Consider the following 17,007-nt stretch of genomic DNA (forward strand, 5'->3'; position numbering starts at 1 on the left):
ATGCGTCGGCCTTGGGTCTGGTTGCTGCTGAGTCTGATTCCCGCGCTGGCCACCGCGCAGGAAGAACCGTTGCGGCTGGCGTTCAAGGATCAATTACTGACGTTGAGCCGCACGCAGCTGATATCCCGCGAACCGTTATCCGACAGTCTGCAGGCACCCTTGGGCAGTGTCTGGAAACTGTTTGTTTACGACTGGCTGGTGGATACCGGTGCGCGTGAGCCGGCGTATAACTGTCACGGGCAGTCGAAAGAGGAAGTCTATTGCTGCGCCGCCGGTGGCACGATCGAACGGGATCAGGCGTTGGTGAAGTCCTGCGGGCTGTATTTCGAACCGGCGCGTCTTGCGCTCGACCCTGGCGCCTGGCGTGAATATTGGCAGGCACGACAGGCACCAGAGTGGCTGCTGGACTTGCCATCTTTGCAGCCCGCCACCCGGGTTCCGGTGGTGGAATTGTTGCGTATGTTGGCGGCGATGCCGGCGCAGGACCAGGCGCGTCGCGTGTTGCTGGATGTGTTGTTGAACGCGGCGGATGGCAACGTCGTGGGCGAGCTCGGCAGCCGCTTGCGGGTAAAGACCTGGAGCTGGCTGGGGGATCGGGATGCGGCGTCGCGCCAGGGTGGGTTCGCCGGTTGGACGGCGGATGGCACGCCGATCTGGGCGGGAGGGCGCGGAACCAGCCAGCGGGTCCTGCGCGATTACGCCCAGGCGTTGGCGAGGGTGCTGCCGACATCCTGGCCGGCGGAGGCGGGGAAGTGCGTCGAGGTCGACCTGTTCTCCCGCTATCCACTGCAGCGGGTGGTGTCAGGTGACCCTGTCATGTCGTCCCGCCAGTTGCAGGGCGACTACCGTGTCGAGTTCGTCAACGGCAACCAACTGGATATCCACAGTGACGGCGAACTGTTTCTGCTCAACGACGGCCCTTCACCCAAACTGGTTGCGCGCCTGGACCGTGAAGAGTATGTCGCCCGTGTGCTGCAGCGTGAAGCCAGTGCCGAACCCGCTGAAGCCGCCAAGGCCCTGGCCGTGGCCATCCGCACCTACCTGCTGCAAAACGCCACGCGCCGCGGTGATTGCCTGAGCATCGACGACAGCAGCCAGCGCCAACGCGTCGCGCCACGCCCGGCCTCGGCGCAGGCGCGCAGCATTGCCTCGTGGACCAGCGACCTGGTGCTCGCCGGCAGCAGCGTGACCTACCACTCCAACCAACCAGGTCTCGACAGACTGTCCTGGCAACAAGCTGTGGAGCAAGCCAACGCCGGTCAGCGCTACGACGCCATCCTGCTCCACGCGTACCCAAGGGCCAACCTCAGCCGCTGGGACAATCCTGTTGCCTCCTGCGAAGGGCTGCCCGCCGCGCAAGACTGGCTGCAAAAGCAGCGCCGCGGATGGCGACCCCGTCTTGAAAGCGAAGTCGGCTACAACGAAGTCAGCACCTTCGCCGTATGCCGCCTGGCATTCGGCCGGCCCTTCGTCGACCGCGAACGCCAGCGTATTTACGCACGCGGCGTGCTCTCGCTGCAGGACCGCCTCGACCTGACCCACGAATACCTGCACCTGGCCTTCGAAGCACACCCCAACGGCCAGGATGAAACCTACATCGAAGGGCTCGCCCGCCACCTCTTGCTGGAATAGGCCATGACAGATCGTTATCCACAGGTCTTGCTGCTGCTCTGCGCGTTCGCCGTGCTATCGCCGGCAACCGCCGCCGACAGTGTCAAACTCGACACCCCCTCTGGCGGCTGGCGAACCGGCGCTCCTGAAGGCGAGGGGGAAAGCTTCCGCCAGACCGTCAACTACCCGGCTTCATCGGTGAACACCCCGGCGGGGCAGGCCAACACCGCGCGCATCAAAGGCCAGATCAAGGCAGCACCGAAAAACGGCGAACCCGGACGGCTGATCGTCAACGGCGTCAGCATGCCCCTGAAAATCGATCCAGCGGGCGGCTTCGATCGGCCATTCTCATTCCCCAACGGCAGCAACAGCGTCGAAGTCCGCAGCCCTGACGGCCAGCAGCGCCGCCGAACCCAGTTCCTCAACACCAGCGTCGGCGCCACACCCGCCAAGCTGCGCGTCCTGCTGGCCTGGGACAGCGACGGCACCGACCTCGACCTGCACCTCATCACCCCCGACGGCGCCCACATCTGGTACGGCGACCGCGCCGTGCCAAACGGAGCCGCCCTCGACGTTGACGTCACTACCGGCTACGGCCCGGAAATCTTTGCCATGCCGGCGCCGATCAAGGGGCAGTATCTGGTGTATGTGAATTACTTTGGCGGTGGGTATCGCAGTGATGAGGAAGGGCAGGAGGATGCGGTTCAGCCGCTGACGACGGCGCAGGTGACGGTGATAACGGAGGAAGGGACGCCGAGCGAGAAGATGGAGACGTTCTTGGTGCCGATGCGGGCGGTGGGGGAGTTGACGTTGGTGAAGTCGTTTAGTTATCCGTGAGGGGAATCGTTGGACCACGTTCTTGCGGGCATTAAAAAGCCGGCTTGTGGCCGGCTTCTCGGGGACTGGCTTGGTTCATTTTTGGTAAACCGCGCCAGCCTTCAAAACGTACACCCGGATCTTGCGTCCGGCTGTGGGACTTGGCGAGAAAGTCATCTGCCTTGTCGGTGCGATCAGGGCCGCTTGGCGGGTCGATACGCAAATGTGGGGCGCAGCATACTGATTTTTTTGTGAAATTCCCAGTCTGGTGTGTGAGAAGGGGTTTCCTGGATGTTCGGGTTGGGGGGGATCGGGTTGGCGATTTTTGGTGAATCGACTGGCGTATTCGCGGGCAAGCCTCGCTCCTACAGTGGTACGTCATACCTGAGGGAGCGATGAAAACGCCTGGGTGCTACAGAAACGGCAGCGGTGGCCGTCGTTTGTTCAGGGTCGACCACCAGAACACCCAGCCCAGCACCCTGATGTTTTGCTCTTCGATTTGCGCGGGCCTGAAGATTTCATCCGGGTAATCCGCGCGGTTATGGCTGCGCAAGCGCAGGGAGTTGCCCGGCAATCGGTGCAGGTATTTGATGCGCAGCATGCCGTCATGTTCGATCGCGTAGATCTCGCCATCGATAATCTGGGTTAGCCCGCGATCGATCGCGAGGGTGGAGCCATCATCGATTTTCTCGGCCATGCTGTTGCCGATCATGGCGGCTGCGATGGCGTCGGTGTGATTGATTTCCAGGGAGTCGAGGTGGCTGCGGGGTAGGCGCAGGCATTGTTCACGGTCTTCGATGACGTGGGTCTTGTTGGAACCTGGGGCCGTGATCACTTCCTTGTAGAAGGGCAATTCGATGTCGGTGGGCTCAACCACCGTGTAGACGCCTCGGATCGCCTGGGCGTCGAAGGTGTAGCCGGTGTCGTCGACCAGGCGCAGGTGCCTGGCGTCTTTCGAGCCTTCGCCGGTTTTCAGCCAGTCGCTGTTGACCGAGAGTTTCCGGGCGACTTCTTCCATGCAGTGAGCGGGTACACCGCGGGTGTACCAGTTGTGTACATTTTGCGGAGCCGTATCCAGGAATTCGGCAAATCCTGTAGTCGTGATGTTCGCTGCTTCAAGGAGCGCTTTAAACCGTGGGCCGCTAGTGTTCTTTTTCATGAACGGGAGTCTACTGGCGCCGGTCAGGGCTTTGAATAAACGACTCGTTCAAATTTCGCGGGAAATTTACGACTGGATGTGAGACGTGTTGGGTAAAAAATAAACATGAAAACCTGGGAGTGCAGCGAGATAAACGAATTGTTTAAATCGGCTTTACAGGCGTCCAAAAAAAACCCCGGATAACCGGGGTTCTTCTTGAAGCGGGAGGCTCAAGGCCTGCAGCTGCGCTTAGCCTTTATAGGCGGCAACCGACTTGGTGATCGCTTCGCGGGCGGCGTCTGCACCGGCCCAGCCTTCGATCTTCACCCATTTGCCTTTTTCGAGATCTTTGTAGTTCGCGAAGAAGTGCTCGATCTGCTGGATCAGCAGCGCTGGCAGGTCGGTGTATTCCTTCACGTCGACGTACAGCTGGGACAGCTTGTCGTGTGGGACCGCGATCACTTTGGCATCGCCGCCGCCATCGTCGGTCATGTTCAGGATGCCGACTGGACGCGCGCGGATCACCGAACCTGGAGCAACCGGGTAAGGGGTCACGACCAGCACGTCGAGGGGATCACCGTCGTCTGCCAGGGTGTTCGGGATGTAACCGTAGTTGGCCGGGTAGAACATCGGGGTGGCCATGAAACGGTCAACGAACAGGCAATCGCTGTCTTTGTCGATTTCGTATTTGATCGGCGCGTGGTTGGCCGGAATCTCGATCGCGACGTAGATGTCGTTCGGCAGGTCTTTGCCAGCCGGAATCTTGCTGTAGCTCATTGGGCGTTGCCCCCGTTAGTTGACCAGAAACACTTGGCCGGATTGACCAAAAAGTGGCGGCGATTATAGGCATATTCCTACGGCGACGCCACGTACCAGAAGTCGTGTAGACCTTAGTCGTGTGCCTGATAGACAGGGTTTTCGGCCAGAAGTTGCCGCAGCCTTGCCAGTGGGTCTTGGCGATAGAACAGCTTGAGTTGCCCGTAGACCTGTGGATAAGCCTCGTGCAGCAAATCCGGGGCACTGAAGAAGTATTCGCTGGTGACGGCGAAGAACTCGGCCGGGTTTTCCGCGGCGTATGGATCAATGGCGGTCTCGGCGTGCGGGTTGCGGTCCAGTTGGCGGTCGAGGTCGTCGTAGGCTTCTTGCATGACCCGGGCCCAGTCACTGACCCGCATGTCGGCGTGCAGCGGGGGCAGGCCGTTGGCGTCGCCGTTGAGCATGTCGAGCTTGTGCGCCAGTTCGTGGATCACCAGGTTGTAGCCTTCCCAGCCGCCGCTGGCCATGACGCCGGGCCAGGCCAGGATGATCGGCCCTTGTTGCCAGGCTTCGCCGCTGTGCTCGCCGTCCCATTCGTGCTCGACCCCGCTGGCGTCACGATGGCGTTGGGGGCTGAGGAAGTCGTCGGGGTAGAGAATGATTTCGTGAAAACCCTGATACCAGTTCAGGTCACCCAGATGCAGCAGCGGCAGTTGCGCCTGGGCGGCGAGCAGCAGGCGTTGTTCCTGATGCAGTTCGACACCGGGGAGGGCGGTCAGGTGCTTGTCCTGTAGAAACAGTACGCAGGCTTCGCGCAGCCACTGGTCTTCGGCGACACTGATGCCGTCCAGGAAACTCAGGTGATGGCGCACCCGCTGCCACATGTCGTCGGCTATCGGGTGCTTGGCCAGGATGCGCCGGCGTCGCCAGGCGCCAAGGGACCACATCGTTCAGCGCGAGGCGGTTTTGGAGTTCGAACTGCCAAAACGGCTGCGCACAACGCCAATGATCATTGGCACCAGCGACAGCAGGATGATGCCAACCACCAGCAGCGACAGGTTCGATTTGATGAAGGGCACATTACCGAAGAAGTAGCCCAGGGTGACCAGGCCACCGACCCAGAGAATCGTGCCCAGCACGCTGAAGGCGAAGAAGCGCGGGTAAGGCATTTTCGCGACGCCGGCGACGAAGGGGGCAAAGGTGCGGATGATCGGCAGGAAACGCGCCAGGGTTACGGTTTTGCCGCCGTGTTTGTCATAGAAGTCGTGGGTTTGCTGCAGGTAGTCGCGTCGGAAGATCTTCGAATTCGGGTTGCTGAACAAGCGCTCGCCGGCCGTTCGTCCGATGATGTAGTTGGTGCTGTCACCGAGGATCGCTGCGAGCATCAGCAATCCGCCCAGCAAAACCGGGTCCATGCCGCCACCGGCCGCGACGGCGCCAGCGATGAACAGCAGTGAATCGCCCGGCAGGAAGGGCATGACCACCAGGCCGGTCTCACAGAAGATCACCAGAAACAGAATGGCGTAGATCCATGGCCCGTAGTTGGTGACCAGCAAATCGAGGTAGACATCGAGATGCAGGACGAGATCGAGCGGGTTGAAATCCATGGACGGCACCTGTGGTAACGGCCCGAAACGGCAGGCCTGCGGATGACTTCGCGTAAGACTACAGACGGGAGGTAGTTTTCTTACAAGCCGGAAAGAAGGGAATTATACGGGCTGGGAAGTGAAAAGCGCGTAGGGTTTGTAGCAGGGAATTTCGGAATGTATTGAGTACAAGATCGCAGCCTTCGGCCGAAAGCTGCGATCTTTTTTGACCTTACAACTCGTCGCTGATCGGCAACACGTAGTTCTTGAACTCGGTGTCTTCCTTGAATCCGATGGATTCGTAGGTTTTTTGCGCCACTTCGTTATTGCTGCTGGTGGACACGCGCATGCGCACGGCGTTGGTTTCCTTGGCCATTTTTTTCGCGGTGCGGATCAGGTTGTCGGCCACCAACTGGCGGCGGGACTCCTCGGCAACGTAGATGTCGTTGAGGATCCACACGCGTTTCAGCGAAAGCGAAGAGAAGCTGGGGTACAGCTGACAGAAACCCAACAGTTTGTTGCTGTCGTCATCGGACAGGGCCAGGTAGATCACCGACTCCTTGCGACGCAGGCGTTTCTCGAGGAACGCCCGGGACGAGTCCGGGTATGCCAGGGAGCCATAAAACTCGCGATATTTGACGAACAATGGGGTGAGCAGGTCCAGGTGTTCGAGGGTCGCTTGAATAATCCGCATGGTAGGTCTCGTCTTCAAGTGGCTGTCTTCACGTGCTTTGGCGGCAAAGGGTACTCACTGGCAGCCGTTCGTCGATCCTGCCTGAAAAAGGTGAGAAAGCGCAATGCGGAAGCGGTTCAGGCTTGCGGCGAATCAAGTAGGAAATTTCCTTTAATGTCCGCTCCTGCGTCTGACGCCAGCGTTTGCACCTGCGCTTCGTCCTTCAGGTTGACTCCGGATAACTGTCGCCGGCATGCCTCGCGCATCAAATAAAGCAAACGGTGTGCCGCCATGCAATAAGTCAGGCCCTCAAGGCGCACATTCGAGATGCAGTTGCGATAGGCGTCGGTCAGGCCGACCTTTGGATTGTAGGTGAAATATAGTCCCAGGCTGTCTGGAGAGCTCAGGCCAGGGCGTTCGCCGATCAGGATCACGGTCATCTTTGCGCCCAACAGTTCGCCGATCTCGTCGGCTACCGCGACCCGGCCCTGTTCCACCAATATTACAGGTGCCAGTGACCATCCGTCGGCTGAACTCTGCTCAGCAAAGCGCGCCAGGAACGGCAGTGTGTGGCGATGCACGGCCAATGCCGACAAACCATCGGCGACCACGATGGCCAGGTCGACCCCGGCAGGATTGGCCGCGGCGTATTCGCGCAGTGTTTTTGCCGACTCCCCGCTCAATTTGCGCCCCAGATCGGGGCGTTGCAGGTAGCTGTTGCGGTCAGGCGCGGCGCTATGCAGCAACAGGCTGTCACGACCGCATTCGGCCAGTTGGTCTCTGAGGGATGCATGATCAAACGGCAGGTGCACCGCGTCTCGCGCCTGGGCGTGGGCAAACTGAAAGTCCAGCTGGGCGCGGGTGGGCAGGCTGGTGCCGGTGCGACCCAGGGCAATGCGCGCGGGGGTCAGGCGTCGCAGTTCCAGCCAGGGGTTGTGCGGATCAAAGGGTGGTTTTTCCATATCGACACTCATCCCAATTGTGCCAAGGCCTGGCGGAAGGCCGGCGGCAGGCTGTTACCGAAGAGGACCTTGCCGTCCGGCTGCGTGAAGATGCCCATTTTCGCCAGCCATTGCTCGAACTCCGGTGCAGGCTTGAGCCCCAGCGTCTGGCGGGCGTAAAGCGCATCGTGGAACGAGGTGGTCTGGTAGTTGAGCATGATGTCGTCGGAGCCGGGGATGCCCATGATGAAGTTGATCCCGGCGACCCCGAGCAGGGTCAACAGGGTGTCCATGTCATCCTGGTCGGCCTCGGCATGGTTGGTGTAGCAGATATCACAGCCCATCGGCACGCCCAGCAGCTTGCCGCAGAAGTGATCTTCGAGGCCGGCACGGATGATCTGCTTGCCGTTGTAGAGGTATTCGGGGCCGATGAAGCCGACAACGGTGTTGACCAGGAACGGATTGAAATGGCGGGCCACGGCATAGGCCCTGGTTTCGCAGGTCTGTTGATCGACGCCGTGGTGGGCGTTGGCCGACAGTGCGCTGCCCTGGCCGGTTTCGAAATACATCAGGTTGTTGCCGAGGGTGCCGCGATTGAGGCTTAACCCGGCGTCATAGCCTTCCTTGAGCACATTCAGATTGATCCCGAAGCTGGCGTTGGCCGCCTCGGTGCCGGCAATCGACTGGAACACCAGGTCCAGGGGGACGCCGCGATTGACCGCTTCGATCGAGGTGGTGACATGGGTCAGCACGCAGGCCTGGGTCGGGATTTCGTAGCGCTGGATGATCGCATCGAGCATGTCCAGCATGGCGCAGATTGAGGCGATGCTGTCGGTGGCCGGGTTGATGCCGATCATGGCATCGCCGTTACCGTGCAGCAGGCCATCCAGGATGCTCGCGGCAATGCCGGCCGGTTCGTCAGTGGGGTGGTTGGGTTGCAGGCGGGTGGACAGGCGGCCGCGCAGACCGAGGGTGCCGCGGAACTGCGTGACGACACGGATTTTCTGCGCCACCAGCACCAGGTCCTGTACGCGCATGATCTTCGAGACGGCGGCCGCCATTTCCGGGGTCAGGCCGGGGGCGAGGGCGCGCAGGACCTGTTCGTCGGCGGCGTCGCTGAGCAGCCAGTCGCGAAAACCGCCGACGGTGAGATGGCTGACCACCGCGAACGCCTGTTTATCGTGGATGTCGATGATCAGGCGAGTGACTTCATCGGCCTCGTAGGGAATCAGGACCTCCTGCAGGAAGTGGCTCAGGGGGATGTCGGCCAACACCATCTGCGCAGCGACGCGCTCGCCGTCATTGAGGGCGGCGATGCCGGCCAGGTAGTCCCCGGAGCGTGCCGGGGTGGCCTTGGCCATCACTTCCTTGAGGTTTTCGAAGCGGTAGGTCTGGGCGCCGACGGAATGGGCATAAACGGCCATGGGGCGGGGCCTCCTTTTATGTAGAAGTCTGCGGTTCACGATCGACCCTTGTGGGAGCGAGCCTGCTCGCGATGCGGGCGACTCGGTCTGGCATCTACACTGCGGTGATGCATTCGCGAGCAGGCTCGCTCCCACAGGGAATCGGTGTGCACTTCAATAATGCAGGCGCCAGCCTCATGGCTCGGCGCCGGTGCAACTAGATACCTTCGAGCATAGCGTCCGCCGGTGCTTCGGAGCGTTGCCGCGCGGTCAGCTGGAAATACAGGTAACCGGCAACCATGAAACCGAGGAAGATCAGGCCGATCAAGGTGTTGAACCACGCCATCGCCACCAGGCACACCACCGCCAGGAACAGCGCAATCCCCGGTACGATTGGATAACCCGGTGCGCGGAAGGTGCGCTCCAGATTCGGCTCGGTCTTACGCAGTTTGAACAGGCTCAGCATACTGATGATGTACATGACGATGGCACCGAATACCGACATGGTGATCATTGCCGCCGTCAGCGACATGCCTTGCAGGTTGACCAGGCCATCGCTGTAGATGGCCGCAATGCCGATCACGCCACCGGCCAGGATAGCCCGATGCGGTGTCTGGAAGCGCGAGAGCTTGGCCAGGCTGCGCGGCAGGTAGCCGGCGCGGGCCAGGGCGAAGAACTGCCGCGAGTAGCCGAGGATGATCCCGTGGAAACTCGCCACCAGGCCGAACAGGCCGATCCAGACCAGCATGTGCATCCAGGTCGAATTGTTGCCGACCACCGCTTTCATGGCCTGGGGCAGTGGGTCGTTGATATTTGCCAGTTGACGCCAATCGCCGACGCCACCGGCCATCACCATTGTGCCGATGGCCAGGAACACCAGGGTCAGGATGCCGCTCACGTATGCCCTGGGAATCGTGCGTTTCGGGTCCTTGGCTTCCTCGGCGGCCATGGCCGCGCCTTCAATGGCGAGGAAGAACCAGATCGCAAAGGGAATGGCGGCGAAAATGCCGGGAATCGAGCCCATGGTGAATTCGTTGGCGCCCGACCAGCCATTGAGCACGAAGTTACTGAAGCTGAAGCCTGGCGCGACCACGCCCATGAACACCAGCAGTTCGGCGACAGCCAGCACGGTCACCACCAGTTCGAAGGTGGCGGCGATGCTGACGCCGAGAATATTGAGGGTCATGAACACGAAGTAGGCGCCAACGGCGGCGATTTTCGGGTCCAGTTCCGGGTATTGCACATTCAGGTAGGCGCCGATGGCCATGGCGATGGCCGGGGGTGCGAAAACAAATTCGATCAGGGTGGCGATGCCGGCGATCAATCCGCCTTTTTCACCGAAGGCTCGCCGACTATAGGCAAACGGCCCGCCGGCATGGGGAATAGCGGTGGTCAATTCGGTGAAACTGAAGATGAAACAGGTGTACATCGTTGCCACCATCAGGGCGGTGACGAGGAACCCGAGGGTCCCGGCGGTGCCCCAGCCGTAACTCCAGCCGAAGTACTCGCCGGAGATCACCAGGCCAACGGCAATGCCCCAGAGATGCAGGGTGCCGAGTGTGGGTTTGAGCTGTGTGGTAGTTGTCATAAGTCCTCGCTGTTTTTTTATTTTTTGATCTTGTTGGACTTTCGGGTGCTGCGTTTGCGTGAACTGCGGGCACGCAAAGCCCGTGCCAGAGCGGCCAGGGTAGTTGTGCGGTGTCATTAAGGACGCCTTCGCGAGCAGGCTCGCTCCCACAGGGGAGCGCGGTGCAAATGTGGGAGCTAGCCTGCTGGCGATAGCGGTAGAAAGGGCGACACAGGTATACCTGCATCGCCCCAGGTTTTTAGAAGAAACCCAGCGGATTGATGTCGTAGCTCACCAGCAAATTCTTGGTCTGCTGATAGTGGTCAAGCATCATCTTGTGGGTTTCACGGCCGACGCCGGACTTCTTGTAGCCACCGAACGCGGCGTGCGCCGGGTACAGGTGGTAGCAGTTGGTCCACACGCGACCGGCCTTGATCGCGCGGCCCATGCGGTAGGCGCGGTTGATGTCTCGGGTCCACAGGCCGGCGCCGAGGCCGAACTCGGTGTCGTTGGCGATGGCCAGGGCTTCGGCTTCGTCCTTGAAGGTGGTGATGCTCACCACCGGGCCGAAGATTTCTTCCTGGAACACGCGCATTTTGTTGGTGCCCTTGAGCAGGGTCGGCTGGATGTAATACCCGCTGGCCAGGTTGCCCTCGAGTTTTTCCACCTTGCCGCCGGTCAGCAGCTCGGCGCCTTCGCCCTTGGCGATTTCCAGGTACGAAAGGATTTTGTCGAACTGCTGCTCGGACGCCTGGGCGCCGACCATGGTGTCGGTGTCCAGTGGGTCGCCGCGTTTGATCGACAGGACTTTTTTCATCACCTCTTTCATGAAGTCGTCGTAGATCGACTCCTGCACCAGGGCGCGGGAAGGGCAGGTGCAGACTTCGCCCTGGTTGAAGAACGCCAACACCAGGCCTTCCGCGGCTTTCTCGATGAAGGACGGTTCGGCTTTCATGATGTCTTCGAAGAAGATGTTCGGCGATTTGCCACCCAGCTCCACGGTGGACGGAATGATGTTTTCCGCCGCGCATTTCATGATGTGCGAGCCGACCGGGGTCGAGCCGGTGAAGGCGATCTTGGCGATGCGTTTGCTGGTGGCCAGGGCTTCGCCGGCTTCTTTGCCGAAGCCTTGCACAATGTTCAGCACGCCGGGTGGCAGCAGGTCGCCGATCAGCTCGACCAGCACGGTAATGCCCAGCGGGGTCTGTTCCGCAGGCTTGAGCACCACGCAGTTGCCAGCGGCCAGTGCCGGGGCGAGTTTCCAGGCGGCCATCAGGATCGGGAAGTTCCACGGGATGATCTGCCCGACCACGCCCAGGGGTTCATGGATGTGATAGGCCACGGTGTTGCCGTCGATTTCGGCAGCGCTGCCTTCCTGGGCGCGGATGCAACCGGCGAAGTAGCGGAAGTGGTCGGCGGCCAGCGGGATGTCGGCGTTGAGGGTTTCACGCACGGCTTTGCCGTTGTCCCAGGATTCGGTGATTGCCAGCAGTTCCAGGTTTTGCTCGATGCGGTCGGCGATTTTCAGCAGCACCAGCGAGCGCGCCTGGGCGGACGTGGCGCCCCAGGCATCGGCGGCCGCGTGGGCGGCGTCCAGGGCTTTGTCGATGTCTTCAGCCGTGGAACGCGGGAATTCGGCAATCGGTTGGCCATTGACTGGCGAGGTATTGGTGAAGTACTGACCTTTGACAGGCGCGACGAACTCGCCGCCGATGTAGTTACCGTATTTGGCTTTGAACGAAACGATAGCGCCTTCAGTACCGGGGTGAGCGTAACGCATGATGGTTTCTCCTTGGGTTCTTGTGCTTATAAGGAAGACGCGCATGTGCGCTTGCTTTAAGCGTAGAGCAAAGGTCGGGCCACTGCCTTACAGGTCAGGTAAATCAAGACCTTGCGTGGTTTTTGTCGGACGGGCGGGTGGTGTCTGTGACGCTTTCGGTACAGTCCATGTGACACTTTGTACCGGTTATGGCACAGCCTGTGACTGAACGGTCTTGCCAGCATTGCAATGCGGTCCAGGCTGGAGGATGCTCGGCATCACCGCATGCACGGGTCGCCGAGCCCCGGGGAGAATAATAAGAAATGCACGACAACCATTTGAGTCGCCATGCCCAGCAAGTGTTGACCGTGACCCAGGGTAAAACCCACCTGCACGGCCCTGGCAGCGACCCGTCCATTGCCCGTTCCTGGCTGCGCTGCCTCGAGGACTATCATCTCGACCCGGCCCAGAACATGGCGCCGACGGTGCTGGAGCATGGCCGCGTCCTGGAAAGCCGCGAGCGTTTGCAGCAGGTGCTGCACATCGCCGGCAATGAAATGACCAGTCTTCATCAGCAGCTCTCCGGAGCCGGCCACGCCGTGCTGTTGACCGATGCGCGCGGCGTGATCCTCAACTGCGTGACGGCACCGGCCGAGCGCAAGATTTTCGAGCGAGCCGGCCTCTGGCTGGGTGCCGACTGGAGTGAGGCCTGTGAAGGCACCAACGGTATCGGTACCTGCCTGGTGGAGCGCCAGTCGCTGACCATCCATCAGGACGAACATTTCCGTGGTCGACACACCGGCCTGACCTGCTCGGCCAGCCCGGTATTCGATCCGCACGGCGAGCTGCTGGCGGTACTCGACGTGTCCTCTGCCCGGCACGAGGTATCGCGCCAGAGTCAATTCCACACCATGGCCTTGGTCAATCTGTCGGCGAAGATGATCGAGAGCTGCTATTTCCTGCGTTGTTTCGATAATCAATGGCTGCTGCGTTTTCACCTGCAGGCCGAGTCCGTCGGTTTGTTCAGCGAGGGTCTGCTGGCGTTCGACGGCGAAGGGCGGATCTGCGCGGTCAACCAGAGTGCGCTGAACCTGCTGGGGCATATCCGTGGTGGCTTGCTGGGCAAACCGGTGGAGGCGTATTTCGACTGCTCGCTGGACGAACTGCTCGGCCGCGCGAGCGTCAATGCCAGCGCCAGCTGGCCACTGCGTACCCGGGACGGACGTCACCTGTTTGCCGTATTGCGCGGGCAAGCGCGAAAAGTACCGGTACCGCTGGTGCCGAGCCCAGTGGTTGAAGAGCGCCCGCGCTTGTCGGGCATCTGCCTGGGTGATCCGACGTTGCAAGCGGATTTTCGCAAGGCCCTGCGTGTGTATGAGAGGGACGTGCCATTGCTGATCAACGGCGAAACCGGTTCGGGCAAAGAAGCTTTCGCCAAGGCCGTGCATCAGGCCAGCCTGCGCGCGGAAAAAGCCTTCGTCGCCCTCAATTGTGCGGCCATCCCCGAAAGCCTGATCGAGAGTGAGCTGTTCGGCTATCGCGGTGGCAGCTTCACCGGCGCGCGCAAGGAGGGCATGCGCGGCAAGCTGCAGCAGGCCGATGGCGGGACCTTGTTCCTCGACGAAATCGGCGACATGCCCCTGGCCTTGCAGACCCGTTTGTTGCGCGTGCTGGAAGATCGGCAAGTGGTGCCGATCGGTGGCGAACCGGAGGCGGTCAACGTGCGGATCATCAGTGCCACACACCGTAATCTGCTGGAGCGGGTGCAGGACGGCAGTTTCCGCGAGGACCTGTATTACCGGCTCAATGGCCTGGAAGTCGCGTTGCCGGCGCTGCGCGAGCGCGGTGACAAATCGCAGTTGCTCGACTTCTTGCTGGCCGAAGAGGCGCGCGGGGAAACCGTGCTGATCGACGGACCGGCGCGAGAGGCGTTGTTGGGATTTGCCTGGCCGGGCAACGTGCGGCAGATGCGCAATGTGTTGCGTACGTTGGCGGCGCTGTGTGACGGCGGTCGGATCGGCCTGGAGGATCTGCCGGCGATGATTCGCCAGGCACGGCCGGTGGCCATGCCGAAAATTGAAGAGCCTTGCGAACATTCCCTGGAAGATGCCGAGCGCCTGGCGCTGTTGAATGCGCTGGAGCACACGCGGTGGCATATGACGAATACGGCTGAGCAGCTTGGGGTTAGCCGCAATACCTTGTATCGAAAATTGCGTAAACACGGTATCGCCCGGTAGATCGTGTCGCGCCCAATCGCGGGCAAGCCCGCTCCCACAGGATAACGGGATGAATTCACAATTCGGGAGCTGACCCAGATCTACTGTGGGAGCGAGCCTGCTCGCGATGGCGTCCGCGAGGGCGAAACAAAGGTGCGAATTTTTCCCCCCTACGCTAACCTGCGGCCATGTTTTACGAGGTCGACTATGCACATTCATATTCTGGGTATCTGCGGCACTTTCATGGGTTCGATGGCGGTTCTGGCCAAAGAGCTCGGCCATCACGTGACCGGCTCCGATGCCAACGTCTACCCGCCGATGAGCACTCAGCTCGAGGCGCAGGGCATCGAGTTGACCCAGGGCTACGACCCGGCGCAACTGGACCCGGCTCCTGATCTGGTGGTCATCGGCAACGCCATGTCGCGAGGCAACCCGGCGGTCGAGTACGTGCTGAACAAAGGCCTGCCCTATGTCTCCGGCCCGCAATGGCTGGCCGACCACGTGCTGCAAGGTCGTTGGGTACTGGCGGTCGCCGGTACGCATGGCAAGACCACCACCAGCAGCATGCTCGCCTGGGTGCTGGAGCACGCGGGCATGAGCCCGGGCTTCCTGATCGGCGGTGTGCCGCAGAACTTCTCGGTGTCGGCACGCCTGGGTGACACGCCGTTTTTCGTGATCGAAGCCGATGAATACGACAGCGCGTTCTTCGACAAGCGCTCCAAGTTCGTTCACTACCGTCCGCGCACGGCGATCCTGAACAACCTGGAATTCGACCACGCTGATATCTTCCCGGACCTGCTGGCGATCGAGCGACAGTTCCACCATCTGGTGCGGACCATTCCGAGCGAAGGCCTGGTGATTCATCCGACCACCGAACCGGCCTTGTTGCGCGTCATCGAGATGGGGTGCTGGACCCCGGTGCAAACCACCGGCGCGGGCGGGCAATGGCAGGTCAAGCTGCTCAGCGACGATGGCTCGAAGTTCGAAGTGATGTTCGAAGGCGTCGCCCAAGGTGTGGTCGAGTGGGACATGACGGGCCAGCACAACGTGGCCAACGCATTGGCCACCTTGGCCGCGGCGCGCCATGTTGGCGTGGTGCCGGCCATGGGCATCGCTGCCTTGAGCGCCTTCAAGAGCGTGAAGCGACGGATGGAAAAAGTCGCCGAGGTGCGCGGCATTACCATCTATGACGACTTCGCCCACCATCCGACGGCCATTGCCACCACGCTCGACGGCCTGCGCAAGCGCATTGGCGATGCGCCGTTGATTGCGATCATCGAACCGCGCTCAAACTCCATGAAGCTTGGCGCGCACCGTGACGGCTTGCCGGAGAGCGTCGTCGATGCCGACCAGGTGATCTGGTATGCACCGGCCAATCTCGGTTGGGACCTGGCAGGCACCGCCGCGCTCTGCACGGTACCGTCGATAGTCAGCGACTCGCTGGAAGGCATCATCGAGCGGGTCAAGAGTCAGGCCCAGCCGGGCACCCATGTGGTGATCATGAGCAACGGCGGCTTCGGCGGCCTACACGGCAAACTGGCCGAGGCGCTTAAATGAGTAACGGCCCGGACCGCATCACGCTGGCGATGACTGGCGCTTCCGGCGCCCAGTACGGCTTGCGCCTGCTCGATTGCCTGGTGCGCGAAGATCGCGAGGTGCACTTCCTGATTTCCAAGGCCGCGCAACTGGTGATGGCCACGGAAACCGACGTCACGCTGCCGGCCAAGCCCCAGGCGATGCAAGCCTTCCTCACTGAATACACCGGGGCTGCCGCCGGGCAGATCCGGGTCTATGGCAAGGAAGACTGGATGTCGCCGGTGGCTTCGGGCTCTGGCGCGCCGGCAGCGATGGTAGTCGTGCCGTGCTCCACCGGGACTCTGTCGGCCATCGCGACGGGGGCCTGCAACAACCTGATCGAACGTGCCGCCGATGTCACCCTCAAGGAGCGCCGCCAGCTGATCCTGGTGCCCCGTGAGGCGCCATACTCGAGCATCCATCTGGAGCACATGCTCAAGTTGTCGAACATGGGCGTGACGATTTTGCCGGCATCGCCGGGTTTCTATCATCAGCCGCAAACCATCGACGACCTGATCGATTTCGTCGTGGCGCGGATCCTCAATCTGCTGAACATTCCCCAGGACATGCTGCCGCGTTGGGGTGAGCACCATTTGGCCAGCGATGAATAAGTGGTGGGTGATCGTGCTGGCGCTACAGCTGGCGGGATGTGCCACGGCGCGTACGCTGGATGCGGCCAAGCCGGGAGCGCCCGTGGTGTACTCCGGGACGCGGCTGGATCTTTATGCGCTCAATGGCGGTTGTTGCGCGATGGACCGTTTTGGCGCCGAGGCGCCGAGCTATCCTGGCGTTGATTTGCCGGCCAGTGCGTTGCTCGACACGCTGCTGTTGCCGTTGTCGTTGCTGACAGTGATCGGCGTGAGCTTTCAGGCGACAGGGGGGTTGTAAGAGAGCGCTTTGCGCTCTATCGTCGGAACGCCGCCCGGAGCCGGCTCGCTCCCACATTTGGTCTGTGTCGTTCACAGT

The 17,007-nt window shown here is 61.3% G+C and carries 15 protein-coding genes; 6 read left to right on the forward strand and 9 right to left on the reverse strand.

The features are described from left to right. The gene (locus HFK74_RS16895) at positions 1-1,632 is read left to right on the forward strand and encodes a DUF2300 domain-containing protein (protein WP_180204452.1); all 1,632 of its coding nucleotides are present in this window, start codon (positions 1-3) and stop codon (positions 1,630-1,632) included. Between the two features lie 3 nt (positions 1,633-1,635). Then, on the forward strand, positions 1,636-2,448 hold the full coding sequence (locus HFK74_RS16900) for a YfaP family protein (protein ID WP_180204453.1): 813 nt from the start codon (positions 1,636-1,638) through the stop codon (positions 2,446-2,448). A gap of 391 nt (positions 2,449-2,839) precedes the next feature. On the opposite strand, the gene HFK74_RS16905 is transcribed toward HFK74_RS16900, so the two are convergent. The 9 genes from HFK74_RS16905 to HFK74_RS16945 form a co-directional block, all read right to left on the reverse strand. Next, positions 2,840-3,586 (reverse strand): S24 family peptidase, encoded by a 747-nt coding sequence (locus HFK74_RS16905; protein ID WP_008059465.1) that lies wholly within the window; start codon positions 3,584-3,586, stop codon positions 2,840-2,842. Between the two features lie 228 nt (positions 3,587-3,814). Then, complete coding sequence (gene ppa / locus HFK74_RS16910; RefSeq protein WP_007990564.1) at positions 3,815-4,342, reverse strand: inorganic diphosphatase; 528 nt, start codon at positions 4,340-4,342, stop codon at positions 3,815-3,817. Between the two features lie 113 nt (positions 4,343-4,455). Further along, positions 4,456-5,268, reverse strand: a complete 813-nt coding sequence (locus HFK74_RS16915) for a zinc-dependent peptidase (protein ID WP_180204454.1) — start codon at positions 5,266-5,268, stop codon at positions 4,456-4,458. Positions 5,269-5,271: 3 nt separating this feature from the next. Next, positions 5,272-5,928, reverse strand: a complete 657-nt coding sequence (locus HFK74_RS16920; protein WP_180204455.1) for a DedA family protein — start codon at positions 5,926-5,928, stop codon at positions 5,272-5,274. Between the two features lie 211 nt (positions 5,929-6,139). Next, positions 6,140-6,601 carry an N-acetyltransferase gene (locus tag HFK74_RS16925; RefSeq protein ID WP_008059461.1) on the reverse strand — a complete coding sequence of 154 codons (462 nt, stop codon included), beginning with the start codon at positions 6,599-6,601 and terminating at the stop codon, positions 6,140-6,142. 116 nt (positions 6,602-6,717) lie between these two features. Further along, positions 6,718-7,542: an ethanolamine ammonia-lyase subunit EutC gene (gene eutC / locus HFK74_RS16930; protein ID WP_180204456.1), complete on the reverse strand. Its 825-nt coding sequence runs from the start codon at positions 7,540-7,542 to the stop codon at positions 6,718-6,720. 8 nt (positions 7,543-7,550) lie between these two features. Then, on the reverse strand, positions 7,551-8,945 hold the full coding sequence (locus HFK74_RS16935; protein WP_180204457.1) for an ethanolamine ammonia-lyase subunit EutB: 1,395 nt from the start codon (positions 8,943-8,945) through the stop codon (positions 7,551-7,553). Positions 8,946-9,141: 196 nt separating this feature from the next. After that, positions 9,142-10,512 (reverse strand): ethanolamine permease, encoded by a 1,371-nt coding sequence (eat, locus tag HFK74_RS16940; protein WP_180204458.1) that lies wholly within the window; start codon positions 10,510-10,512, stop codon positions 9,142-9,144. A 238-nt stretch (positions 10,513-10,750) separates the two neighbouring features. Beyond that, entirely contained in the window at positions 10,751-12,271 is a 1,521-nt protein-coding gene (locus tag HFK74_RS16945; protein WP_150773279.1) for an aldehyde dehydrogenase family protein, read from the reverse strand. A gap of 302 nt (positions 12,272-12,573) precedes the next feature. On the opposite strand from HFK74_RS16945, the gene HFK74_RS16950 reads away from it, so the two are divergent. The 4 genes from HFK74_RS16950 (at position 12,574) to HFK74_RS16965 (ending at position 16,929) form a co-directional block, all read left to right on the forward strand. Further along, positions 12,574-14,487, forward strand: a complete 1,914-nt coding sequence (locus HFK74_RS16950; protein ID WP_180204459.1) for a sigma-54-dependent Fis family transcriptional regulator — start codon at positions 12,574-12,576, stop codon at positions 14,485-14,487. A 186-nt stretch (positions 14,488-14,673) separates the two neighbouring features. After that, a complete protein-coding gene (gene mpl / locus HFK74_RS16955) occupies positions 14,674-16,023 on the forward strand; it encodes a UDP-N-acetylmuramate:L-alanyl-gamma-D-glutamyl-meso-diaminopimelate ligase (RefSeq protein ID WP_180204460.1) in 1,350 nt (449 codons plus the stop codon). After that, complete coding sequence (gene ubiX / locus HFK74_RS16960; RefSeq protein WP_180204461.1) at positions 16,020-16,652, forward strand: flavin prenyltransferase UbiX; 633 nt, start codon at positions 16,020-16,022, stop codon at positions 16,650-16,652. Before mpl ends, ubiX begins: the two co-directional genes overlap by 4 nt. Further along, entirely contained in the window at positions 16,645-16,929 is a 285-nt protein-coding gene (locus HFK74_RS16965) for a YceK/YidQ family lipoprotein (RefSeq protein WP_008065942.1), read from the forward strand. The genes ubiX and HFK74_RS16965 overlap by 8 nt, the downstream gene beginning before the upstream one ends. Positions 16,930-17,007: the final 78 nt, after the last annotated feature.

The organism is Pseudomonas sp. SbOxS1, from assembly GCF_013416725.1.
Taxonomy (GTDB): domain Bacteria; phylum Pseudomonadota; class Gammaproteobacteria; order Pseudomonadales; family Pseudomonadaceae; genus Aquipseudomonas.